Origin of the sequence: Streptomyces spinoverrucosus, assembly GCF_006539505.1 — a bacterium.
Taxonomy (GTDB): Bacteria; Actinomycetota; Actinomycetes; order Streptomycetales; family Streptomycetaceae; genus Streptomyces; species Streptomyces spinoverrucosus.
Genome location: NZ_BJND01000051.1, coordinates 25107 through 49162, shown reverse-complemented (window position 1 = coordinate 49162; position 24056 = coordinate 25107). Strand labels below are relative to the sequence as shown.

At 70.9% G+C, this 24056-nt stretch carries 17 protein-coding genes; 6 read left to right on the top strand and 11 right to left on the bottom strand.

Going from position 1 to position 24056, the window contains the following annotated elements; genetic code table 11:
* Window positions 1-70 precede the first annotated feature (70 nt).
* Both SSP24_RS29970 and SSP24_RS29965 read right to left on the bottom strand, forming a co-directional pair.
* On the bottom strand, window positions 71-1459 hold the full coding sequence (locus tag SSP24_RS29970; protein ID WP_141313065.1) for a M16 family metallopeptidase: 1389 nt from the start codon (window positions 1457-1459) through the stop codon (window positions 71-73).
* Window positions 1456-2829 (bottom strand): M16 family metallopeptidase, encoded by a 1374-nt coding sequence (locus SSP24_RS29965; RefSeq protein ID WP_141313063.1) that lies wholly within the window; start codon window positions 2827-2829, stop codon window positions 1456-1458. The genes SSP24_RS29970 and SSP24_RS29965 overlap by 4 nt, the downstream gene beginning before the upstream one ends.
* A gap of 318 nt (window positions 2830-3147) precedes the next feature.
* Here SSP24_RS29965 and SSP24_RS29960 point away from each other — a divergent pair, with 318 nt between their 5' ends.
* Window positions 3148-5604 (top strand): DNA gyrase/topoisomerase IV subunit A, encoded by a 2457-nt coding sequence (locus SSP24_RS29960; protein WP_141313061.1) that lies wholly within the window; start codon window positions 3148-3150, stop codon window positions 5602-5604.
* On the opposite strand, the gene SSP24_RS29955 is transcribed toward SSP24_RS29960, so the two are convergent.
* Window positions 5601-6692: a CobW family GTP-binding protein gene (locus SSP24_RS29955; RefSeq protein WP_141313059.1), complete on the bottom strand. Its 1092-nt coding sequence runs from the start codon at window positions 6690-6692 to the stop codon at window positions 5601-5603. The two genes, SSP24_RS29960 and SSP24_RS29955, sit on opposite strands and share 4 nt — an antisense overlap.
* A 231-nt stretch (window positions 6693-6923) precedes the next feature.
* Window positions 6924-8090 carry a citrate synthase/methylcitrate synthase gene (locus SSP24_RS29950; RefSeq protein WP_141313057.1) on the bottom strand — a complete coding sequence of 389 codons (1167 nt, stop codon included), beginning with the start codon at window positions 8088-8090 and terminating at the stop codon, window positions 6924-6926.
* 99 nt (window positions 8091-8189) lie between these two features.
* Between SSP24_RS29950 and SSP24_RS29945 the strand changes: the two genes are divergently transcribed.
* The 4 genes from SSP24_RS29945 to SSP24_RS29930 all read left to right on the top strand — a co-directional run bounded on the left by SSP24_RS29945 (window position 8190) and on the right by SSP24_RS29930 (window position 12900).
* Window positions 8190-9446 (top strand): citrate synthase, encoded by a 1257-nt coding sequence (locus SSP24_RS29945; RefSeq protein WP_141313055.1) that lies wholly within the window; start codon window positions 8190-8192, stop codon window positions 9444-9446.
* 54 nt (window positions 9447-9500) lie between these two features.
* Window positions 9501-10460 (top strand): ferredoxin family protein, encoded by a 960-nt coding sequence (locus tag SSP24_RS29940; protein ID WP_141313053.1) that lies wholly within the window; start codon window positions 9501-9503, stop codon window positions 10458-10460.
* 89 nt (window positions 10461-10549) lie between these two features.
* Window positions 10550-12223, top strand: coding sequence for a sensor histidine kinase (locus SSP24_RS29935; protein WP_141313051.1), 1674 nt, complete (start codon window positions 10550-10552; stop codon window positions 12221-12223).
* Window positions 12220-12900, top strand: coding sequence for a response regulator (locus SSP24_RS29930; protein ID WP_141313049.1), 681 nt, complete (start codon window positions 12220-12222; stop codon window positions 12898-12900). Before SSP24_RS29935 ends, SSP24_RS29930 begins: the two co-directional genes overlap by 4 nt.
* A 12-nt stretch (window positions 12901-12912) precedes the next feature.
* Here the strand turns inward: SSP24_RS29930 and SSP24_RS29925 are convergent, their stop codons facing one another.
* The 3 genes from SSP24_RS29925 to SSP24_RS29915 all read right to left on the bottom strand — a co-directional run bounded on the left by SSP24_RS29925 (window position 12913) and on the right by SSP24_RS29915 (window position 17184).
* Window positions 12913-14505 (bottom strand): monocarboxylic acid transporter, encoded by a 1593-nt coding sequence (locus SSP24_RS29925; protein WP_141313047.1) that lies wholly within the window; start codon window positions 14503-14505, stop codon window positions 12913-12915.
* Window positions 14502-14951, bottom strand: coding sequence for a DUF485 domain-containing protein (locus tag SSP24_RS29920; RefSeq protein WP_141313045.1), 450 nt, complete (start codon window positions 14949-14951; stop codon window positions 14502-14504). Before SSP24_RS29920 ends, SSP24_RS29925 begins: the two co-directional genes overlap by 4 nt.
* A gap of 109 nt (window positions 14952-15060) precedes the next feature.
* Window positions 15061-17184 carry a DNA gyrase/topoisomerase IV subunit B gene (locus SSP24_RS29915; RefSeq protein ID WP_141313043.1) on the bottom strand — a complete coding sequence of 708 codons (2124 nt, stop codon included), beginning with the start codon at window positions 17182-17184 and terminating at the stop codon, window positions 15061-15063.
* A 441-nt stretch (window positions 17185-17625) separates the two neighbouring features.
* On the opposite strand from SSP24_RS29915, the gene SSP24_RS29910 reads away from it, so the two are divergent.
* Window positions 17626-17856 (top strand): DUF7455 domain-containing protein, encoded by a 231-nt coding sequence (locus tag SSP24_RS29910; protein WP_141313041.1) that lies wholly within the window; start codon window positions 17626-17628, stop codon window positions 17854-17856.
* Between the two features lie 112 nt (window positions 17857-17968).
* On the opposite strand, the gene SSP24_RS29905 is transcribed toward SSP24_RS29910, so the two are convergent.
* The 4 genes from SSP24_RS29905 to SSP24_RS29890 all read right to left on the bottom strand — a co-directional run bounded on the left by SSP24_RS29905 (window position 17969) and on the right by SSP24_RS29890 (window position 23979).
* Window positions 17969-18814 (bottom strand): serine protease, encoded by an 846-nt coding sequence (locus SSP24_RS29905; protein WP_141313039.1) that lies wholly within the window; start codon window positions 18812-18814, stop codon window positions 17969-17971.
* 146 nt (window positions 18815-18960) lie between these two features.
* A complete protein-coding gene (locus SSP24_RS29900) occupies window positions 18961-20505 on the bottom strand; it encodes an RNA polymerase sigma factor (protein ID WP_141313037.1) in 1545 nt (514 codons plus the stop codon).
* Between the two features lie 437 nt (window positions 20506-20942).
* Window positions 20943-21830: a FadR/GntR family transcriptional regulator gene (locus SSP24_RS29895; RefSeq protein WP_141313035.1), complete on the bottom strand. Its 888-nt coding sequence runs from the start codon at window positions 21828-21830 to the stop codon at window positions 20943-20945.
* Window positions 21831-22002: 172 nt separating this feature from the next.
* On the bottom strand, window positions 22003-23979 hold the full coding sequence (locus SSP24_RS29890; protein WP_141313033.1) for an ABC transporter ATP-binding protein: 1977 nt from the start codon (window positions 23977-23979) through the stop codon (window positions 22003-22005).
* Window positions 23980-24056: the final 77 nt, after the last annotated feature.

Genomic DNA, 24056 nt, shown 5'->3' with positions numbered 1-24056 from the left:
GGGACATAAAGGGGCCCTGGTGACGGATCCGTCACCAGGGCCCCTACGCGCGCGTGCCGTCCGGCGGCCTCTACTCGGCCGCCACGACGGTGACTTCGCCGATGCCGAGGGCCTCCACGGGTGCCTTGATCTGCGCCGCGTCACCGACGAGCACCGTCACCAGACGGTCCACCGGGAAGGCGCTCACGGCCGCCGCGGTGGCCTCCACCGTCCCGGTCGCGGCGAGCTGCTGATACAGCGTCGCCTGGTAGTCGTCGGGCAGGTGCTGCTCGACCTGGTCGGCCAGGGTGCCCGCCACGGCCGCCGCGGTCTCGTACTTCAGCGGCGCCACACCGACGAGGTTCTGCACGGCGACGTCCCGCTCGGCGTCCGTGAGGCCCTCCCCGGCGAGCGTGCGCAGCACCGTCCAGAGGTCCTGAAGCGCGGGGCCGGTGTTCGGCGTGTCGACGGAACCGCTGATGGCGAGCAGCGAGGCGCCGCTGCCGTCGGGAGCGGAGCGCAGCACCTGGCCGAACGCGCGCACCCCGTAGGTGTAGCCCTTCTCCTCGCGCAGCACGCGGTCCAGGCGGGAGGTGAGGGTGCCGCCCAGGCAGTACGTACCGAGCACCTGGGCGGGCCACACGCGGTCGTGCCGGTCGGGGCCGACCCGGCCGATCAGCAGCTGGGTCTGAACGGCGCCGGGGCGGTCCACGATGACCACGCGGCCGGTGTCGTCGCCGGTCACCGGCGGCACGGGCCGCGGCTGCGCCGGGGAGCCGGTCCAGCCGCCCAGGGTGTCGCCGAGCAGCGCGTCGAGGTCGACGCCGGTGAGGTCGCCGACGACCACGGCGGTGGCCGTGGCGGGGCGGACGTGCCGGTCGTAGAAGGCGCGTACGGCAGCGGAGTCGATCTTCGCGACCGTGTCCTCGGTGCCCTGGCGCGGGCGCGACATGCGCGAGGACGCCGGGAACAGCTCCTTGGAGAGCTCCTTGGCGGCCCGCCGTGCGGGGTTGGCCAGCTCGTGCGGGATCTCGTCGAGGCGGTTGCGGACCAGCCGCTCGACCTCGCTGTCGGCGAACGCGGGCGCCCTGAGGGCGTCGGCGAGCAGACCGAGGGCCTTGGGCAGCCGGGAGACCGGGACCTCCAGGCTCAGCCGGACGCCGGGGTGGTCGGCGTGCGAGTCGAGGGTGGCGCCGCAGCGCTCCAGCTCGGCGGCGAACTCCTCGGCGGAGTGCTTGTCGGTGCCCTCGGAGAAGGCCCGCGCCATGATCGTGGCGACGCCGTCGAGGCCGGCCGGCTCGGCGTCCAGCGGCGCGCCCAGGAGCACCTCGACGGCGACGACCTGCTGGCCGGGGCGGTGGCAGCGCAGCACCGTCAGGCCGTTGTCCAGCGTCCCGCGCGTGGGGGCCGGGAACGCCCAGGGGCGGGCCTCGCCGGCCTGCGGCTGGGGGTGGAAGTTCATCGTGGCGAGCTCGGTCACTGGGCCGCCTCCTCGGTGTCGTCGGCGGCGGCGGCTTCCGCGCCGTCGGTGTCGTCGGTGGCTTGGGGGGCGGTCGGCTCGTAGACCAGCACCGCGCGGTTGTCGGGTCGCAGGCGGGCCTTGGCGACCTCCTGGACCTCCTCGGCCGTCACTTCGAGGACGCGCTGGACGGCGCTGAGGGCGAGCTTCGGGTCGCCGAACAGCACAGCGTACCGGCACAGTTCGTCGGCGCGGCCGGCGACCGTGCCGAGCCGGTCCAGCCACTCACGCTCCAACTGGGCCTGGGCGCGCTCCATTTCCTCGGCCGTCGGGCCCTCCTCGGCGAACCGGGCGAGTTCCTCGTCGATGGCGGTCTCGATGACCGGCACCTCGACGTCCCCGGACGTCTTCACGTCCAGCCACCCCAGGGAGGGCGCTCCGGCCAGCCGCAGCAGGCCGAACCCGGCCGCGACCGCCGTACGGTCCCGTCGTACGAGCCGGTTGTACAGGCGGGACGACTCGCCGCCGCCGAGGATGGTCAGCGCGAGGTCGGCCGCGTCGCACGCGCGCGTGCCGTCGTGCGGGAGCCGGTAGGCGGCCATCAGGGCGCGCGCCGGGACCTCCTCCTCGACGATCTCGCGCACCTGCCCGCCGATGACCTCGGGCAGCGAGCCGTCGCGCGGGGCGGGCTTGCCGTCGTGCGAGGCGATGGAGCCGAAGTACTTCTCGATCCAGGCGAGCGTCTGCTCCGGGTCGATGTCGCCGACGACCGACAGCACGGCGTTGTTGGGCGCGTAGTAGGTCCGGAAGAACGCGCGCGCGTCCTCCAGGGTCGCCGCGTCCAGGTCGGCCATCGAGCCGATCGGCGTGTGGTGGTAGGGATGGCCCTCGGGGTAGACGAGGGCGGTGAGCTTTTCGAAAGCGGTCCCGTAGGGGACGTTGTCGTAGCGCTGCCGGCGCTCGTTCTTGACGACGTCCCGCTGGTTCTCCATGGACTCGTCGTCCAGGGCCGCGAGGAGAGAGCCCATGCGGTCGGCCTCCAGCCAGAGGGCGAGCTCCAGCTGGTGGGTGGGCATGGTCTCGAAGTAGTTGGTGCGCTCGAAGCTGGTGGTGCCGTTGAGGGAGCCGCCCGCGCCCTGCACCAGCTCGAAGTGACCGTTGCCCTTGACCTGGGCGGAGCCCTGGAACATCAAGTGCTCGAAAAGGTGAGCCAGGCCGGTACGTCCCTTGACCTCGTGCCGCGAGCCGACGTCGTACCAGAGGCACACCGCCGCGACCGGGGTCAGGTGGTCCTCGGAGAGCACCACGCGCAGGCCGTTTTCCAGGCGGTGCTCGGTCGCTGTCAGGCCGCCGGAGCCTGCCTCGGCTGTGGCCGTGTGACCCATGGGCATGTACGTCCCTTCGATCGCGGTGCGGTCGTCAAACCGCGGATTTCCTGCCAGTCCTGCCACTGTATGCAAGCGTGCGGACCTGGTGTGAAGTTCCCGGACCGCGTCCGCCCAGAGCGAGATCCGGGCGGCCCGCCGTGAGGGCGTAGCCTGCGGGGCAGCGCGGGGCCGGGCGGCCGACGTCGGGTCCAGGGTCCGCGTTGTCAGTGGCTCGGTCCACAATGGTGCGCGTCAGATGTGGTTCACGCTTCAGCGAGAGTGAGCCGCAGGACCTGAGCGCCCCGTGGGCGAACGATCAGAAAACAGGAGGAGCCGGCAGCGATGGCCCGCCGCAGCACGAAGACCCCGCCGCCCGACGACTCGTACGAGGAGCGGATCCTCGACATCGACGTCGTGGACGAGATGCAGGGCTCCTTCCTCGAGTACGCGTACTCGGTCATCTACTCCCGAGCCCTGCCGGACGCCCGTGACGGTCTCAAGCCGGTGCACCGCCGCATCGTCTACCAGATGAACGAGATGGGCGTGCGCCCCGATCGCGGCTATGTGAAGTGCGCCCGCGTGGTCGGCGAGGTCATGGGTAAGTTGCACCCGCACGGCGACGCGTCGATCTACGACGCCCTGGTGCGCATGGCCCAGCCGTTCTCCATGCGCGTGCCCCTGGTCGACGGCCACGGCAACTTCGGCTCGCTGGGCAACGACGACCCGCCCGCCGCCATGCGGTACACCGAGTGCCGGATGGCCGAGGCCACGAGCCTGATGACGGAGTCGATCGACGAGGACACGGTCGATTTCGCGCCCAACTACGACGGCCAGGAGCAGGAGCCGGTGGCCCTGCCCGCCGCCTTCCCGAACCTGCTGGTCAACGGCTCGTCCGGGATCGCGGTCGGCATGGCCACGAACATGCCGCCGCACAACCTGCGCGAGGTGATCGCGGCCGCCCGCCACCTGATCAAGCACCCGAACGCCGATCTCGACGCCCTGATGCGGCACGTCCCGGGCCCCGACCTGCCCACCGGCGGCCGGGTCGTCGGCCTCTCCGGGATCCGCGACGCGTACGAGACGGGCCGCGGCACGTTCAAGATGCGGGCGACGGTGTCCGTGGAGGACGTGACGGCGCGCCGCAAGGGCCTGGTCGTCACCGAGCTGCCCTTCGCGGTCGGCCCGGAGAAGGTGATCGCCAAGATCAAGGACCTGGTCGGTTCGAAGAAGCTGCAGGGCATCGCCGACGTCAAGGACCTCACGGACCGTGAGCACGGGCTGCGCCTGGTCATCGAGATCAAGAACGGCTTCGTGCCGGAGGCGGTCCTGGAGCAGCTCTACAAGCTGACGCCGATGGAGGAGTCCTTCGGCATCAACAACGTCGCCCTGGTCGACGGCCAGCCCCTCACCCTGGGCCTGAAGGAACTCCTGGAGGTCTACCTCGACCACCGCTTCGAGGTCGTGCGCCGCCGCTCGGAATACCGCCGCGGCAAGAGGCGCGACCGCCTGCACCTGGTCGAGGGCCTGCTCACGGCGCTGGTGGACATCGACGAGGTGATCCGCCTGATCCGCTCCAGCGACAACTCCGCGCAGGCCAAGGAGCGCCTGATGGAGCGCTTCGGGCTGAGCGAGGTCCAGACGCAGTACATCCTGGACACGCCGCTGCGCCGCCTGACCAAGTACGACCGCATCGAGCTGGAGGCCGAGAAGGACCGGCTCACCTCGGAGATCGCGGAGCTGACCCGGATCCTGGAGTCGGACGCCGAGCTGCGCAAGCTGGTCTCCTCCGAACTGGCGGCGGTGGCCAAGAAGTTCGGCACCGAGCGGCGTACGGTCCTGCTGGAGTCGGCAGCCGCTACGGTGGCCACCGTTCCGCTCCAGGTGGCCGACGACCCGTGCCGGGTGCTGCTGTCGTCGACGGGACTGCTGGCCCGTACGGCGAACGGCGAGCCGTTCCCGGAGGACGCCGCCGCCAAGCGCACCAAGCACGACGTGATCGTCTCGGCGGTGCCGGCCACGGCCCGCGGCGAGGTCGGAGCGGTGACCTCGGCGGGCCGACTGCTGAGGATCAATGTCATCGACCTCCCGCAGCTCCCGGAGACGACGTCGGCGCCGAACCTCTCGGGGGGCGCGCCGCTCGCCGAGTTCGTCTCCCTGGAGGACGACGAGACGGTGGTCTGCCTGGCCACGCTCGACGAGTCCTCCCCGGGACTCGCGCTGGGCACTGAGCAGGGCGTCGTCAAGCGCGTGGTGCCCGACTACCCGGCCAACAAGGACGAGCTGGAGGTCATCACCCTCAAGGAGGGCGACCGGATCATCGGCGCGGTCGAGCTGCGCACGGGTGAGGAGGACCTGGTCTTCATCACGGACGACGCGCAGCTGCTGCGCTACCAGGCCTCGCAGGTCCGCCCCCAGGGCCGCCCGGCGGGCGGTATGGCGGGCGTCAAGCTCACCGAGGGCGCCAAGGTCATCTCCTTCACGGCGGTGGACCCGGCGGCGGACGCGGTCGTGTTCACGGTCGCGGGCTCGCGCGGCACGCTGGACGACTCCGTGCAGACGACCGCCAAGCTGACCCCGTTCGACCAGTACCCGCGCAAGGGCCGCGCGACCGGCGGGGTGCGCTGCCAGCGGTTCCTGAAGGGCGAGGACTGCCTGTCCTTCGCCTGGGCGGGCCCCGCTCCGGCCCGGGCCGCGCAGAAGAACGGCTCGCCGACCGCCCTGCCCGAGATGGACCCGCGCCGTGACGGCTCGGGCGTGTCCCTGGCGAAGCCGGTGGCGGCGGTGGCGGGCCCGGTCTAGGCCGGAGGCTCCTCGGGATCCGGCTGGTCCGGATCCCGTACGTCCGGTACATCCGGTACGTAACGCAGGACGCCCCACATGCCGTGCTCATCGGCGTGTGGGGTGTCGCTCTTGCACGCCGCGAGTTCCTTGTCGAGGGCGGGGGCGTCGATGCCGGAGCCAATGAGGACGAGCTGGGTGAGGCGTTCGCCGTCCAGGCCCCAGGGCTCCGGGTAGAAGCGGAGGAACCGCCCGACGGCGTGCACGGCATACCGGTTGCGCGGATCGTGCGGCCCGAAGTCGACGTACCCCTTGATCCGGTACAGCCCCTCGGGCCGACTATCGAGAAACGCCATCAACCGGCGCGGATCGAGCGGCACTTCGGAGACGAAGGAGAGGCTGTCGTAGGCGGTGTGCAGATGACCGCCGTGGTCGTGCCCCTCATGATCACCGTGATCATCGTGCAGGTCGTCGAAGGACAACTGCCCGATGCGCTCCCGGGAGGGCCGGCAGTCGAAGAGGAACTCGGGGTCGATACGGCCGTATGTCGCCGGGACGACGGCGGCGCGGTCGGTGAGGGAGCGGACGAGGGCGAGGACGCGCTCGGCGTCCGCCGCCCGGTCGATCTTGTTGACCACGACGAGGTCGGCGAGGGCGAGGTGCCGGTCGATCTCGGGATGCTTCGCGCGCGTGCCGTCGAACTCCGCGGCGTCGACGACCTCGACGAGCCCGCCGTACACGATGCCCGGATGCTCGCTGGCCAGCACCATCCGCACCAGTTCCTGAGGCTCGGCGAGTCCGCTGGCCTCGATGACGATGACGTCGATACCGGTGCCGGGGCGGGCCAGCCGTTCGAGGTAGCCGTCCAGCTCACTGGCGTCGACGGCACAGCAGAGGCAGCCGTTGCCGAGGGAGACGGTGGAGTCCCCCAGCGCCCCCGCCACAGCCATGGCGTCGATCTCGATGGCCCCGAAGTCGTTCACGATGGCGCCGATACGGCTGCCTGCGCTGCGGTGCAGGAGGTGGTTGAGCAAGGTCGTCTTGCCGGAGCCCAGGAACCCGGCGAGCACGACGACCGGTATCTGCTGGGGACTCGGGCTCTGGCCCACCGTGCGACCTCTCTCACACCGACGCGCACACCGGTTCACAACCCGGCGCACCTACGGAACTTGCATGCCGGGCCAGGATACGAGCACGCGGAATCTCCGCGAAGTGAACGAGCTGCGAGCCACCGGGCGCATGACCAAGTGGTCAATTGCCAACTGCGCCAAGAGAGGCGGCTGCCAGCTGCCATTGCCGGAACGGTCGTCGTACGGCGGCCCTGCAGGCGCGTCCTGACGTCAGGCCATCTCCGGCACCGCCCTCCGCGGCTCCGGCCCCACATACCGCGCCGCCGGGCGGATGATCTTCGAGTCCAGGGACTGCTCCAGGATGTTGGCGCTCCAGCCGACCACCCGGGCCGCGGCGAAGGTCGGGGTGAACATCTCGCGGGGCAGGCCGCACAGTTCCATGACCACGCCGGCGTAGAACTCGACGTTGGTGTGCAGTTCGCGGCCGGGCTTGAGCTCGGCGAGGATCGCCTCCACCCGGCGCTCGACCTCCATCGCGAAGTCGACCAGCGGCCCGCCGAACTCCTGGGCGATGCCGCGCAGCATGCGGGAGCGCGGGTCCTCCGTGCGGTAGACGGGGTGGCCGAAGCCCATGATGCGGTCGCCGGCGAGGACGCGTTCCCGGATCCAGGGGTCGATGCGGTCCACCGTGCCGATCGCGTCCAGGGTGTCCAGGGCCCGGCTCGGGGCGCCCCCGTGCAGCGGCCCCGAGAGCGCACCGACCGCACCTACGAGGCACGCGGCCACGTCGGCGCCGGTGGACGCGATGACCCGCGCCGTGAACGTTGATGCATTGAATCCGTGATCAATGGTTGAGATCAGGTATTGCTCGACGGCACGGGCACGCCGCGGATCCGGCTCCTCGCCCGTCAACATGTACAGATAGTTCGCCGCGTACGACAGGTCCTCGCGCGGCGGCACCGGAGCCAACCCCTTCCCCAGCCGGTGCAGCGAGGTGAGCACGGTCGGTACGGCCGCGGTCGCCACGAGCGTGTCCTCGCGCCGCCGGTCCGCGTCGATGTCGTACAGCGGGCGGAAGCCTTGCGCGGCACCCAGCAGCGACAGCGCCGTGCGCAGCCCGGCGAGCGGGCCGGAGCGGCCGCCGGCCGCCGCGATGGCGGGCAGCGCCGCCGACACCTGGTCGGGCAGCCGCCGCAGTGCCGCGGTCTCGGCGGCGAAGGCGGCCGCGCTCGCGGTGTCCGGCAGTTCGCCGTGGACCAGGAGATGCCAGACGTCCTCGAAGGTGCGGGTCTGGGCGAGTTCGACGGCCGAGTACTGACGGTAGTGGTAGAAGCCCTCAAGACCCCGTACATCACCGATCTCGGTGTCGGTCACGACGACGCCCGCGAGTCCCCGCGGCACGTCGACAGGAGTTGATGCGGACCTATTGACGGACATGATTTCCTCCCTGGACTTGATTTGACTGTCCATGGTTGACTAGATCTCTGTCAATATTGATTGAGTCAATGTGTCGTCCAGGCCGTTACGGTGACCCCCATGCGCGATCAAGAACCCGGCCCCGTCCCACCGGGGCGGCGGCTGAGCACCAAGGAGGCCGCCGAGCTGCTCGGCGTGAAGGCGGAGACCGTGTACGCCTACGTGAGCCGGGGCCAGCTCAGCAGCCACCGCACGCCCGGCGGCCGGGGCAGCACCTTCGACGCCGAGGAGGTTGAGGCGCTCGCGCGGCGCAACAGGCGGGAAAGCGGCGGCAGTTCGGCCCCGGGCACCGACATGGCCGTACGCACCCGCATCACGTTGATCGACAAGGACCGGTACTACTTCCGGGGCGTCGACGCGACCGACCTGGCCGCGCGTCACAGCTACGAGGAGATCGCCGAGTGGCTGTGGACCGGTCAACTGCGCCCCGGGATCACTTTCACAGCGCCCAAGGACTCCGTCGCCGTCGCCCGGCGCGCGGTCGACGCCCTGCCCGAGCACAGCGCCCCCACCGACCGGCTGCGCGTCGCCGCGGTCGCCGCCGCCAGCGCGGACCCGCTGCGTTTCGACCTCTCCGAGGAGGCCGTCCTGGGCACCGCGCGCGTGCTCATCCCCACCCTCGTCGCCGCCCTGCCCCCGGTGCGGTACACCCACCGCGACGAGGGCCCCCTGGCCCAGCGCCTCTGGGGGCGGCTCAGCGGGCGCGATCCCGACGAGGCCTCGCTGCGCGCCCTGGACACGGCGCTCGGCCTGCTCGTCGACCACGACCTGGCCGCCTCGACGCTCGCGGTGCGCGTCGCGGCCTCCGCCCGGGCGCACGCCTACGCGGCCGTCTCGGCCGGGCTCGGCGTGATCGAGGGCCCGCTGCACGGCGCGGCCAGCGGGCTCGCCCACCGGATGCTCATGGAGGTACTGGAGCAGGGCGACGCGGCGCCCGTGATCGCGGCGGAGCTGCGGGCCGGCCGCCGTATCCCGGGCCTCGGCCACCAGCTGTACGCCGGTGAGGACCCACGCGCGCGTGCCTTGTTCGCCCTCCTGGAGGAGGTGCCCGACGCCGAGCCCGCCCTGGCCGCCGCCCGGGACGTCGTGGCCACGGCCGCCCGGCACACCCCGCTCCACGCCAACGTCGACCTGGCGCTCGCCGTGCTCACCGCGTCCTGCGGGATGCCCGCCACTGCAGGCGAGACGATCTTCGCGGTGGCCCGTACGGCGGGCTGGATCGCCCACGCCCTGGAGGAGTACGGCGAGCGGCCCCTGCGGATGCGCCCCAGCGGCCAGTACGTGGGCCCGCGGCCGCCGCAGCCCCTGCCGGGGTAGGACACGGGGACGTCCGGAAGTCACCGTGGACGAAGTCAGGTTAGGCTCACCTCTGTGAGTAGGTGTGCAACCGTCTCGCGGGACCTTGACGAGCCCGTTTCCGGAACCGCTGCGAACGCCAGGACCTGGCTCCTGGTGGAACAGCCGGGTCCGTGGGGCGCCAAGGCGCTCACTTCGAGCCATCTGGACCCCGCGCTGGGCCGGGCCCTGGAAGCGGCCGCGAAGGGCACGGGCGTACGCGTCGCGCTCATCCGCCGCCCCGGGCGCCACGCCGACTGCGGCAGGCCCGCGGTACGCCAGGTGTACGCGGCGCACACCATGCCCGGCAACGCGTGGGTCCACGCCGCCACGACCGACGACCCGTCGCAGCTGCTCGGCCTCGACTTCACGGCCCTCGGCATGGGTGACCACCACACCTTCGACGCCACGATGCAGGGCCGCCCCCACACCGGTGCTCCGCTCGCCCTCGTCTGCACCAACGGCAAGCGCGACCGCTGCTGCGCCCTCCTCGGCCGCCCACTGGCGACCGAGCTCGCCGCATCCGGGCTGGGAGGCATCTGGGAGGTCACCCATTTGGGGGGTCATCGCTTCTCGCCGACGGTGCTCGTGCTGCCGCACGGCTACGCGTACGGCCGCGCCGAGGCCCACACCATCAAGGACGTCCTGCACGGCGTCCAGGAGGGCCGGATCGTCCTGGAGGGGTGCCGCGGCCGCTCGGCCTGGGAGCGACCCGGTCAGGCGGCCGAGCTGGCCGTGCGCACGGCGGTCGGCGAGTACGCGGCGGACGCGCTGAGCGTCGTACGGACCGAGATCGCCGTACGGACGGACGGCGCCGCACCGCGCTGGGAGGTGATCGTCGCCCATGCGGACGGCCGCCATTGGCGCGTGATCGTCGCCCAGGGTGCGTCGCTGCCCCCGCGCGCGGAGAGCTGCGGCACGTCGATCCTGGGCGCCCCGGCACGGATGGACGTCGTGGCGGTACGCGAACTCAGGCCGGCGTCACTCGCGAGCTGACGCCGCCCGGCGTGGGGCACCGGCTCCCGCCAGGAGATCCAGCCCACCCCTCTACGGCACACCCCGCTCCCCCACGTACCTTCGTGGGTATGAGCTCCACTCCCCCCGCACGCCGCCTGCGCCTCGGTCTGCCACGCCGGGTGTTCTCGCAGGTGCTGATGATGCAGGTGGCGATCGCCGCGGGAGTCGCGGTGCTCGCGACCGGGCTGTTCCTCGCACCTTTGAGCGATCAGCTGGACGACCAGGCGATGCGGCGCGCGCTCGCCATCGCGCAGACCACCGCGGCGCAGCCGCAGCTCGCCGAGGAACTCCGCACCACGCCCGCCACAGCCGACGGCCCCGTCCAGCGGGAGGCGGAGCGGATCCGGCAGGCCACGCAGGCCGAGTACGTCGTGGTGATGGACCGCCGGGGCGTGCGCTGGTCGCACACCGAGCCGTCGCAGATCGGAAAGCACGTCTCGACGGACCCCAGCGACGCGCTCTCCGGCCAGGAGGTCATGGAGATCGACGAGGGCACCCTGGGCCGCTCCGCGCGCGGGAAGGTGCCGCTGCGGGACGCCGACGGGGAGATCGTCGGGGCGGTCTCGGTCGGGATCGCGTACGACAGTGTCCGCGCCCTGCTGATCCACGCGATCCCGGAGCTGCTGGCCTACGCCGGCGGCGCCCTGGCCGTCGGTGCGCTGGCCGCCTGGCTGATCTCCCGGCGGGTGCAGCGGCAGACCCGGGACCTGGCGTTCTCCGACATCGCGGGCCTGCTCGCCGAGCGCGAGGCGATGCTGCACGGCATCCGGGAGGGCGTCGTCGCGCTGGACCGCACGGGCCGGGTCCGGCTGCTCAACGACGAGGCGCAGCGCCTGCTGGGCATCGGGCACGAGGCCGTGGGCCGCTCCCCCGACGAGGCACTCGGCGAGGGACGTACGGCCGACGTCCTGGCCGGCCGCGTGACCGGCACCGACCTGCTCACGGTCCGCGGCCAGCGCGTCCTGGTCGCCAACCGCATGCCCACCGACGACGGCGGCGCCGTCGCCACCCTGCGCGACCGCACCGAGCTGGAGCAGCTCGGCCGGGAGCTGGACTCGACCCGCGGCCTGATCGACGCCCTGCGCGCCCAGGACCACGAGCACGCCAACCGGATACACACGCTCCTGGGGCTGCTGGAGCTGGAGATGTACGACGACGCGGTGGAGTTCGTGGGCGAGGTGGTCGGCGATCACCGGGCCACCGCGGAACAGGTCACCGAGAAGATCCAGGACCCGCTGCTCGCCGCGCTACTGGTCGGCAAGGCGACCGTCGCGGCCGAGCGGGGCGTCGCCCTGCGCCTGTCGGGCCGCACGAGCCTCCCGGACCGCCTGGTCGACGCCCGGGGGCTCGTCACCATCGTGGGCAACCTGGTGGACAACGCGCTGGACGCCGCCGCGGGCACACCGCACGCGCGCGTGGAGGTCGAGTTGTACACCAAGGGTCGTACCGCCGTGCTCGCGGTACGGGACACCGGTCCCGGAATCCCCGTGGAGCTACGGGAGTTGATCTTCACCGACGGGTGGTCCACCAAGAAGCCGCCCGCACACCGGGAGCGCGGCATAGGGCTCGCGATGGTGCGCCGGCTGGCGGAACGGCAGGGCGGGACCGCGACGGTCGGCGAAGCCGCCGGTGGCGGCGCGGAGTTCACCGTCGTCCTCCCCGACGCCCTGGCCGAACCGGGCGTGGAACCGGTCCTCACCGTGCCGTCGGCTCAGCAGGCAGCCGAGGAGGAGTCGCGATGATCGAGGTCCTGGTCGTGGACGACGACACCAGGGTCGCGCGCGTGAACGCCGCCTACGTCGAGAAGGTGCAGGGCTTCCATGTCGCCGGGGAGGCGCACAGCGCGGCCGAGGCGCTGCGTCAGCTGGAGGTGCTGCCGCATGTGGACCTGGTGCTCATGGACCACTACCTGCCCGACGAGACCGGCCTCGCGGTGGTGCAGGAGATGCGCAGCCGCGGCCACCAGACCGATGTGATCATGGTCACGGCGGCACGCGACATCTCGACGGTGCAGGCGGCGATGCGGCAGGGCGCGCTGCAGTACCTGGTCAAGCCGTTCGCCTTCGCGGGGCTGCGCGCCAAGCTGGAGGCGTACGCCGAGCTGCGTCGCACCCTCGACGGCGGCGGCGAGGCGGAGCAGGCGGAGGTGGACCGCATCTTCGGCGCGCTGTCCGCGACGTCGGAGCCGGACCTGCCCAAAGGGCACTCGCCCACGACCGCCGAGCTCGTACGGCAGTCCCTGATGAACGCGGAAGGCCCCCTGTCGGCCCAGGAGATCGCCGAACGGACCGGGGTGAGCCGCCAGACCGCCCAGCGCTATCTGAAGCTCCTGGAGCGCACGGGACGGGCCACGCTGACCCTCAAGTACGGTGACGCGGGCCGCCCGGAACACCGTTACGTATGGGCGACCCGCGCCTGAGCCGCGGCGCCGCTACACGGCTCCCGCCCCCGTCAGCGCCCGCACCTGTGTCTCGGCGTGCTTGGCGGTGTCCGGTGTCTCCGCGGAGGTGACCGTGCCGAGCCAGCCCGCCAGGAAGCCCAGGGGGATCGAGACGAGGCCGGGGTTCTGCAGCGGGAAGTACTGGAAGTCGACGCCGGGGAAGAGCGATTCGGGGCTGCCCGACACGACGGGCGACAGCGCGACGAGCGCCACGGCCGGGAGCAGCCCTCCGTAGACGGCCCACACGGCGCCGCGGGTGGTGAAGCCGCGCCAGAACAGTGAGTAGAGCAGCACGGGCAGATTCGCCGACGCGGCGACGGCGAAGGCCAGGCCCACCAGGAAGGCGACGTTGAGGTCGCGCGCGAGCAGGCCGAGGGCGATGGCGACGACGCCGATGCCGACTGCGGCGGCGCGGGCCACGGTCACCTCGCTGCGCGGCTCGGACGTCCGGCGCCGCAGTGACGCGTACAGGTCGTGCGCCACGGACGCCGAGGAGGCCAGGGTGATGCCGGCGACCACCGCGAGGATGGTGGCGAAGGCGATGGCGGCGACGATGGCGAAGAGAACCGTTCCTCCCGTGGAACCCGCCCCGCCGCCCAGGTCGAGCGCCAGCAGCGGAACCGCCGTGTTCCCGGCCGCATTCGACGCACGTACCGCACCCGGGCCGACAATGGCGGCCGCGCCGAACCCGAGGACGATCGTCATCAGGTAGAAGCCGCCGATCAGCCCGATCGCCCACACCACCGAACGCCGCGCCGCCCGCGCGGTCGGCACGGTGTAGAACCGGGACAGGATGTGCGGCAGCCCGGCCGTCCCCAGCACCAGGGCGAGCCCGAGGCTGATGAAGTCGAATCGGGCGGTCCAGTCCCCGCCGTACGTCAGTCCCGGTGCGAGGAATGCCTCACCGTGGCCACTGCGTGCGGCCGCGGTGCGCAGCAGTTGGTCGAAGTCCCCGTGGAACCGCACCAGGACGAGCACGGTCAGGGCGATCGCCCCGCCCATCAGCAGGACTGCCTTCACGATCTGAATCCACGTGGTGGCCCGCATCCCTCCCAACGACACATAGATCACCATCAGCGCCCCGACGCCGATGACCGTCCAGGACCGCGCCGCCCCGCTCGTCCCGCCCAGCAGCAGCGCGACGAGGCTGCCCGCACCCACCATCTGCGCCACCAAATACAGAACGGACACGGTGACCGAGGAAGTTCCCGCCGCGATCCGCACCGGCCGCTGCCGCATTCGCGCGGCCACGATGTCGGCCAGCGTGAACCTGCCGCAGTTGCGGACCAGTTCGGCGACCAGCAGCAGAACGACGAGCCAGGCCACCAGGAAGCCCACCGCGTACAGCATCCCGTCGTAGCCGAACAGTGCGATGAGCCCGGAGATGCCGAGGAAGGAGGCCGCCGACATGTAGTCGCCCGCGATGGCAAAACCATTCTCCATGGGCGAGAAGAGCCGTCCGCCCGTGTAGAACTCCTCCGCCGAACCCTGCCGGTTGCGGCTCACCCATGTCGTGATCCCGAGGGTGACGGCGACGAACGCACTGAACAGCAGCAGCGCCGGCGTCTGGTGGTCGCCGCTCACGAGGCACCGCCGCGGGCGCCCCGCGTCATTTCCTGGGTGTCCCAACGCAGTTCGAGTGCCGCCCGGTCGCGGCGCAGCCGTGCGTGCCGCGCGTACGCCCAGGTGAGGACGAAGGTGGTGAGGAACTGCCCGAGCCCGGCCAGTATCGCCACGTTCACCGCGCCCAGCACGGGCCGCGCCATCAGCCCGGGCGCGGTCGTGGCGGCGACGACGTACGCCACGTACCAGACGAAGAAGCCGATCACCGCCGGCACCACGAACCGCAGGTACCGGCTGCGCACCTCCTGGAAGGCCGCGCTGCGCTGCACTGCGAGGTAGACCTCGCCGGCCTCGTTGCGAGCGGGGCTCACGGGCGCCTTCGGGCCGGCCGGCTCGCCCCAGCCGGAGGCCACGGCGTCGTACCAAGGGTCGTCGTACTGCACGGGGCGACCGTTGCTTGAGTGCATGCCCAAGGATGGACAGAGCGGGAAGATCCGGACTCTTCTTCTTCCCGCTCTTCACCCCATCAGGTGACCGGAACCGCTGGTGGCCGCGCCCGTGGCCCGAGCCCCGCGCCTATGCGTCGATGCGCGAGCGGTCCAGGGTCGCCGCCGAGTTGGAGATGAACTCCTTGCGCGGGGCGACGTCGTTGCCCATCAGGAGGTCGAAGACCTGCTCCGCGGCCTCCAGGTCGGCGAGGTTGATGCGGCGCAGGGTGCGGTGGCGCGGGTCCATGGTCGTCTCGGCCAGCTGGTCGGCGTCCATCTCGCCGAGGCCCTTGTAGCGCTGGATCGAGTCCTTGTAGCGGATGCCCTTGCTCTGGAACTCCAGGAGCTTGTCGCGCAGTTCCCGGTCGGAGTACGTGTAGACGTACTTGTCCTGGCCCTTCTTGGGCTGGATGATCTCGATCCGGTGCAGCGGCGGCACCGCGGCGAACACCCGGCCGGCCTCGACCATGGGACGCATGTAGCGCTGGAACAGCGTCAGGAGCAGACAGCGGATGTGGGAACCGTCCACATCGGCGTCGGTCATCATGATGATCTTGCCGTAGCGGGCCGCGTCGAGGTCGAAGGTCCGGCCCGAGCCCGCCCCTATGACCTGGATGATCGCGCCGCACTCGGCGTTCTTGAGCATGTCCGTCACGGACGACTTCTGGACGTTGAGGATCTTGCCGCGGATCGGCAGCAGCGCCTGGAACTCGGAGTTCCGGGCGAGCTTGGCGGTGCCGAGCGCGGAGTCTCCCTCGACGATGAACAGCTCGCTGCGGTCCACGTCGTCGCTGCGGCAGTCGGCGAGCTTGGCCGGCAGCGACGAGGACTCCAGCGCGGTCTTCCGGCGCTGCGCGTCCTTGTGCTGACGGGCGGCGATGCGCGTACGGGCCGCGGCGACGGCCTTCTCCAGGACGACCCGCGCCTGCTGAGCGGCGTCGCGCTTGGTCGAGGTCAGGAACGCCTTCAGTTCCTTGGCCACGACCGTGTTCACGATACGACGGGCCGCCGAGGTGCCGAGGACCTCCTTGGTCTGGCCCTCGAACTGCGGCTCGGCGAGACGCACGGTGACGACCGCCGTGAGGCCCTCAAGGGCGTCGTCCTTGACGATGTCGTCCTCGGCGACGCGCAGCAGCTTCTTGGCGCGCAGCACCTCGTTGACCGTGCTGGTCACGGCCTGCTCGAAGCCCGCGACATGGGTACCGCCCTTGGGGGTGGCGATGATGTTCACGAACGACTTCAGGGTCGTGTCGTATCCCGTGCCCCACCGCAGCGCGACATCGACGTCGAGCTCACGGGTCACCTGGGTGGGGGTCATCTGCCCGTGCTCGTCCAGGACGGGGACGGTCTCCTTGAAGGTGCCCTGACCGGAGAGCCTCAGGACGTCGCAGACCGGCTTGTCGGTGGCGAGAAACTCGCAGAACTCGCTGATGCCGCCGTCGAAGCGGAAGGACTCCTCGCCCTTGCTGCCGCCCTCGCCGAGGCCGTACTCGTCGCGGACGACGATGGTCAGGCCGGGGACGAGGAACGCGGTCTGGCGGGCGCGCTGGTGCAGGTTCTCCAGGGAGAGCTTGGCGTCCTTGAGGAAGATCTGGCGGTCGGCCCAGTACCGCACGCGCGTGCCGGTGCGGGTCTTGGGGATCTTCTTGGCCTTGCGCAGGCCGCCCTTGGCCTCGAACTTCGCGTCGGGTCCCAGCGCGGCGAAGGCACCGGGGGCGCCGCGGCGGAAGCTGATGGCGTGGGTGTGGCCGCTGCGGTCGACCTCTACGTCCAGCCGGGCGGACAGGGCGTTCACCACGGAGGCGCCCACGCCGTGCAGACCGCCGGAGGCGGCGTACGAGCCGCCGCCGAACTTGCCGCCGGCGTGCAGCTTGGTCATGACGACCTCGACGCCGGACAGGCCGGTCTTGGGCTCGACGTCGACGGGGATGCCCCGGCCGTTGTCACGCACCTCCACCGAGCCGTCGTCGTGCAGGATCACCTCGATGTGGTCGCAGTACCCGCCGAGGGCCTCGTCCACGGAGTTGTCGATGATCTCCCACAGGCAGTGCATCAGGCCGCGACTGTCCGTCGAGCCGATGTACATGCCGGGGCGCTTGCGGACGGCCTCCAGCCCCTCCAGGACGAGCAGGTGCCGCGCGGTGTAGTTGGAACCGTCCCGGTCTGCTCCTGCCAGCAGCGCTGTGGACGGCACGGACGTCTCGGCGGTCACGCGGTTCGCTCCTCGCTGAATTTCATGTGGGGCCCATCTGGGTAAGGGCGCGGCTCCGGTAGCCGCTCAGAGGGTACCGAGGCCTGGTAGAGCCGTTGTAACGCCACCCTCTTCCGGAACTCAGACTAGTCCAGGGTCGCATGCGTGTTCGATCCCTCGTTGGAGTGAAGCACATATCACGTTCCCTTCGAGGCATGAACCATTTAGGCTCCGGGCACGTCCTCATGAACAACCGGCAACCCGGCCGGGGAGGACTGACACCGACAGACTGCGCGAACCCGTAAGACACACAGACACGTACTACGGCACATTCGCCGCCAACCGGCAGCAGACAGCCACCTCGAAGATTTTTTTCGAGGAAACGCCACGAGCGGGAACGTTTTCGGGCTGGTTGGATGTTGACCCTGGTACGACAGCTCGTCGAGCTAGAGAAGAGGCGACGTGACTACTGTTCTGACCCCCGCGAGCCCGCTGACGGCCGCTGATCGCTGCGACCGCTGCGGCGCCCAGGCATACCTGCGCGTCGTCCTGCTCAGCGGCGGAGAGCTGCTCTTCTGCGCGCACCATGGCCGCAAGTTCGAGCCGGAACTCAAGAAGATCGCCGCTGAGATACAGGACGAGACGGAGCGGCTGACGGCCGTTCCCAACAACGCTTCCGAAGAAGAGCGCTGACGCCTCGCGTCCACGACGAGCCCGGTCCAGACCGGTGTACGGGCGGCCGCCCTGCTCTCAGGGCCGGCCGCCCGTCCTCGTCACTGTTCCCGCTCGGGCATGCTTGGGGCCCTCAGGTGGCGCGCTCCCAGCCCAGCTTCTGAATGACGTCGGACACACGCGTGTAGACGCCGGGGCTGCCCGGCCGCCCGCAGCCGCTCCCCCATGACACCAGGCCGATCAGCCGCCCCTGGGCGACCAGTGGGCCTCCGCTGTCGCCCTGACAGGCGTCCCGGCCACCCACCCGCTCCCCCGCGCACAGCATGACGTCCGCGCGATACGTGCCGTCGGCACCGCCCGGATACGCTTCCTCGCACAGCGCGTCCGACAGCACGCGCATGCGTGCCGCGCGCAGGCTGTACGGGTAGTCGCCGGCACCGGTGACATCGCCCCAGCCGTAGACCGTGGCCCTCGTGTCCGCCGCGTACGCGGGATCGCCCGCCGCGGCCATGCCGATCACCGCATTCTCCGGAAGCTTCTCGGCGAGGGTGAGCACCGCGAAGTCCCCGGCATTGCTGATCCCGTCGTACTCGGGATTCACCCAGGTCTCACGGACGGGTATCTCCTGGCCCTCGGCCGAGCGCAGGTCCGTACGGCCCGCGATGACTTTGAGGTCGCCCACCTCGCCCGGCGGCGACCCCAGGACGTCCTCGCCCACACAGTGCGCCGCGGTGAGGACCGTGGTCCGGCCCACCGCGACCGCACCGCAGAACTGCCCCGACCGCATACCCCCGAACCGGTCACGGCTGGACAGCGCCACCGTCCAGGGACTGTCGGCGGCTTCGATCGGGAAGCCGCCCACGACTATGCCGTCTGCGACGGCGGGGGCAGCGGGGGCGGCTGAGACCAGCGGTATCGCGGCCGCGGCGGCCGCCAGGACCAGCGGCCGGGCCAGCGCCCGCACAAAGGGACGACGCATGGGTGCTCCTCACTCTGGGGGGTTTGTGAGACACCCAGGGTGATTCAGGCGGCTGCGGCCCGCACCCGCAGGCCAACCCCGCTCCGCCCAGCGCGAAGGCCCGGCACCCCTTCGGGTGACCGGGCCTTCGTCGTCGTACGGACGACCTAGTCGAGGTAGTCGCGCAGCACCTGCGAACGGGACGGGTGGCGCAGCTTCGACATGGTCTTGGACTCGATCTGGCGGATGCGCTCGCGCGTGACGCCGTACACCTTGCCGATCTCGTCGAGGGTCTTCGGCTGACCGTCGGTGAGACCGAAGCGCATGGAGACGACGCCCGCCTCGCGCTCGGACAGGGTGTCCAGGACGGAGTGCAGCTGCTCCTGCAGGAGCGTGAAGCTGACCGCGTCGGCCGGGACGACGGCCTCGGAGTCCTCGATGAGGTCACCGAACTCGCTGTCGCCGTCCTCGCCCAGCGGGGTGTGCAGGGAGATGGGCTCGCGGCCGTACTTCTGGACCTCGATGACCTTCTCCGGGGTCATGTCGAGCTCCTTGGCCAGCTCCTCCGGGGTGGGCTCGCGGCCCAGGTCCTGGAGCATCTGGCGCTGCACGCGCGCGAGCTTGTTGATGACCTCGACCATGTGCACCGGGATACGGATGGTGCGGGCCTGGTCGGCCATCGCGCGGGTGATCGCCTGACGGATCCACCAGGTGGCGTACGTGGAGAACTTGTAGCCCTTGGTGTAGTCGAACTTCTCGACCGCGCGGATCAGACCGAGGTTGCCCTCCTGGATCAGGTCCAGGAAGAGCATGCCGCGGCCGGTGTAGCGCTTGGCCAGGGAGACCACCAGACGGAGGTTGGCCTCCAGCAGGTGGTTCTTGGCGCGGCGGCCGTCCTCGGCGATGATCTCCAGCTCGCGCTTGAGCTTGGGCGCCAGCTTGTCCGAGTTGGCCAGCTTGTCCTCGGCGAACAGACCCGCCTCGATGCGCTTGGCCAGCTCGACCTCCTGCTCGGCGTTGAGCAGGGGGACCTTGCCGATCTGCTTCAGGTAGTCCTTGACCGGGTCGGCGGTGGCACCGGCCGCGGCGACCTGCTGGGCGGGCGCGTCGTCCTCGTCCTCGTCGGAGAGCACGAAGCCGGCGCTCTCGGCACCCTCGGGCTCCTCGGTGGCGCCCTTGGGCTCCTCCAGCGCCTCCTCGTCGAGCAGCTCGACGTCGTCCTTCTTGGCGGTGGCGGTCTTCTTGGGTGCGGCCGTCTTCTTGGCCGCGACGGTCTTCTTCGCGGTCGCCTTCTTGGCGGCCGTCTTCTTGGCAGCGGCCTTCTTCGCGGGTGCGGCTTCCTCGGCCGGATCGTCGACGGCGGGCGCGGCCGGGGCGGCCGTGGTGGCGGAGGCCTTACGGGTGGCCACCGTCTTTGCCGCGACCGTCTTGGTGGCGGTGCGCTTGGCCGGACTCTTCGCTGCGACGCTCTTGCGGGTGCGCTTGGGTTCTGCGGCACTGACCATCAGCGTCACACCCTCTTCCTCGAGGATCTGGTTGAGGCTGCGCAGTACGTTCTTCCACTGAGTGGCCGGAATCTGGTCAGCTTCGAAGGCCCGACGCACGTCATCGCCGGCGATCTGCCCCTCAGCCTTTCCCCGCTCAATGAGCGCCATGACAGAGACGGACTCGGCGATCTCCGGCGGGAGCGTACGGGATGTGCTGGCCGACACGAACAACCTCTCGGAACGTTGGAAAACGACTTCCGGCCCCGTCCACGGCGGACAGGAGCCGACCGCCGGCTTGGGGATGGGCCGACGGCGCGGGCGGGGGCCGGGAAGTAGCACAACGCCTTGCATGGCGTCCGTGTTCCCTTCTCGGCTGTCACCTCTTAGGTCATCGCGCAGTTTCCACGAGCGTTACGCCCAATCTGCGTGGCCCGAGTCACACCCCGTAAGCGTTCAAAAACGGTCAGACACGGGCAGAGGAGGTCACCCAGGGCTTCCGAGCCGCACCGTTCCGAACGTCCCAGCGGTCCGTCGCACCGTCGGACCCCGCAGATCGCGAAGAAACCTGCGGGGCCCGACGGAGGACGGCCGGCCGGCCGAGCGGTGCCGGGGAAGGAGGCACCTCGGACACCTCCCGGCCGCGACACAACCGCGGTGTGCGGTCAGTGCTCGCGCGGCGCCGGTACCACGCGCTCCACCTCGGGGTGGACGGTGAGCAGTTGGCGCATGGCCGACTCGGCGGCCCCGCCGTCGCCGGTCGCCAGGGCGTCGACGATCCTGACGTGGTGCGCCAGGGTCGTCTCGTTCGGCCGGTCACAGCCGGTGACCGGGCCGCCGGAGACCTGGAGGGCGGCGGAGACGATCCCGGAGAGGTGCTCCAGCATGCGGTTGCCGGCGATCTGGATGAGCAGCGAGTGGAACTCCGCGTCGGCGCGGGAGAAGGTGATCGCGTCACCCTGCCCCATGGCGTGGCCCATGATCTCGACCATGTCGGACAGCCGCTGCTGGACGTCCTCGCGGCCGTGCCCGGCGGCCAGGCGGGCGGCGAGCGGTTCGATGGTCCAGCGCAGCTCGCTCAGTTCGCGGCGCTGGTCGTCGCGCTGCGGACCGAAGGCCCGCCATTCGATGATGTCGGGGTCGAGCAGGTTCCAGTCGCTGACGGGACGCACGCGCGTGCCGACGTTCGGGCGGGCGCTGACCAGGCCCTTGGCCTCCAGGACGCGGAGCGACTCACGGACGACGGTGCGGGAGACCTCGAAGCGCTGGCCGATCTCCTCGGGCACCAGAGGGCGGTCGGCGCCCAGGTCGCCGGAGACGATCATCTGTCCCAACTGCTGTACGAGTTGGCCGTGCAGTCCGCGTCCGCGGCTGCCCGCGGCACGTCGGCCCACACGGCCCAGCTCGGGGTCCGCGCCCTCCCAGGCGGGTGCGCCCACACGGTCGGGGCCGGGGGCCTCGGCGTAGGGGTAGTGGTCGAGTTCGCCCGGGCCGACGAGACCGGAGTCGGTGGAGCGGGCGGAGGTCATCATGGTGTGCGCAAGGGTACTCACGGATCCTTTGTCGGCGCTGTCTCCAACTCCCTTGAGGTCTTTGGTGAAAAGCACACGAAAGGGTGATCGCTCACCCCGTCGCAATTGACGCCTTATCGGAAAGAAATGGGCTTTCCCGAGGGAGTTGTGCGCAGACCAGAACGGAAGGGCGCGGAGGGTTGTCAGAAGCTTGTCATCGGACCCTGCTCCGCAGATTCGTGAACAGATACGCGCAGAGCAGCGCGCTGAGCGACAACGTCAGCGCGCTGCCGACGGGTTGGGCGACGACCCGCGCCACGGCCTCCAGATAGCGTTCTCCGCCGAAGGGCCACTGCAGCAGGAACACCTGCCTCATCCGCATCGGCAGTCCCGCCGCGGTTCGCACGGACGATCCCTCCACGACCGTCTGTACGAGGGGTACGACGACAATCGGTACGGCGAGAACCGCGGCGAGCCCCGCTGTGGTGGACCGGAAGACCCCGGCGGCCAATACCCCGGCCCAGGCGCACCCGACCATCAGGCCGAGCCAACTCGCGCTCAGCGAAAGCCAGTCACCGGGAACCTGCGCGAGTTCCCGTCCGTAGATGAGATAGAGCACTTCGATGTCGCAGCCCACGGTGAGGACGGCCAGGGCGAGCGCGGTGGCCGCGGCGACGAGGAGCTTGGCCGTGAGCAGCCCCAGCCGACGGGGGACGGTGCCGCGGTCCGCCGCCAGGGCGGGGTAGCGGAACTCGTCCCCGAAGGCCAGTGCCCCCAGCAGCCCCGCGCCGAGCGCCGCGGGCGGCAGCGGCAGCTGCTGCGGCCACGCGGCGAACAGGCGCGCCTGCGGGGTGTGCCCGATCCGCGCGAGGACGACAGCGGTGAGCGCGGACACGACGAGCACGATGGCGCAGGTGACGAATCCGGTGCCGATGCCGGTGGCGCGGCGGAGCTCGTAGCGGAGGGGGCGGAGGGGGCTGGGGGCGGGGTGGACGGAGATGGGGGGTGGGAGGGAGGGGAGGGTTTCCAGGGAGCGGCTGGGAGGGCGGGGCTGATCCGTGGGGGCTTCCGCGGGTCTGTTGTGGCTGTCGGTGGGCTTGTGGTCGGTGGATGCTTCTGAGTCGGTGGCGGGTGGCGTGGTGTCGGGCGGGGTCGGCATCGGTTGGGTGGCGGACTTGTCGTCGGTGGCTTCGTCGGTGGTGGCCGCATCAGGGGTCGCCTCGTTGACTGTCTCCGGGGAGGTGGTGGTGGCGTCTTGTGGCCCGCTGTCGGGGCGCTCGGGCTGCGGCTCCTGCGGCGGCGTTGTTCCCGCGCCCGGCCCCATGTCACCGACCTCGTCGGCGAGTTTCAGTACGAGCACGCCGTGGCGGAACGCCGTCTCGCCGACGTCGGCACAGGTACTGCCGTACACGGAGAGGCGGTTGCCGCTCTCCAGTACGACCTCGACGGAGCGGTGCGCGGTGCGGGCCTCCTTGGTGAGGACGGCGGCGAGGCGGGCGGCGTGCGGGCTGCGGACGGCGACGCGTGGCCGCAGCCGGGTGCGGGCGAACTCCGCGGCCTCCTGGTCGGCGACGACGTTGCCTCGTTCCAGGGTGACGACGCGGTCGGCGGTGCGCGCGGCCTCCTTGGGGTCCGGCGTGGTGACCAGGACCGTGCCGCCCTGGGCCGCGTGGGCGCGCAGCATCCCGTACAGCCAGTTGCTCTCGCGGGCCGAGAGTCCGTGGGCTGGTTCGTCGAGGACGAGTGTGTGCGGGTCGGGCAGCAGGGCGCAGGCGAGGCCCAGGCGGCGGTCCATGCCGCGGGAGAGCGTGCCGAGGCGTTCGTCGCAGAGACTGACGAGGCCGACCACCTCGAGGATCTCGTCGGCTCGGCGGGCGGAGACCCCGGCCGCGGCGCACAGCATGCGGAGGTGGCCGCGGACGGTCCGGCCGGGGTGCCCCGGCACGTCGCCCAGCAGGACACCGACTTCGCGCGAGGGGTGGCCGATGCGGTGCAGTGGGCGGCCTCTGAAGTAGGTGATGCCGCGGCCCTGTTGGAGTTCGAGCATCAACCTGAGGGCCGTCGTCTTGCCGGCACCCGGATCTCCGAGCAGCGCGGTGACGCGCCCCGCTGGTGCTTCGAAGGAGACGTCGTCGACGGCGGGCGCAAGGTCCTTGCGGGAGTTGCTGGTCAGTCCGAAGGCCTGGATCACCTGTAGCAAGATAGCGCGTTATGTCCGTTTTTTCGGGTACCTGAACGCCTTGCTCCGCAGGGTGTGATCGCGTGTCT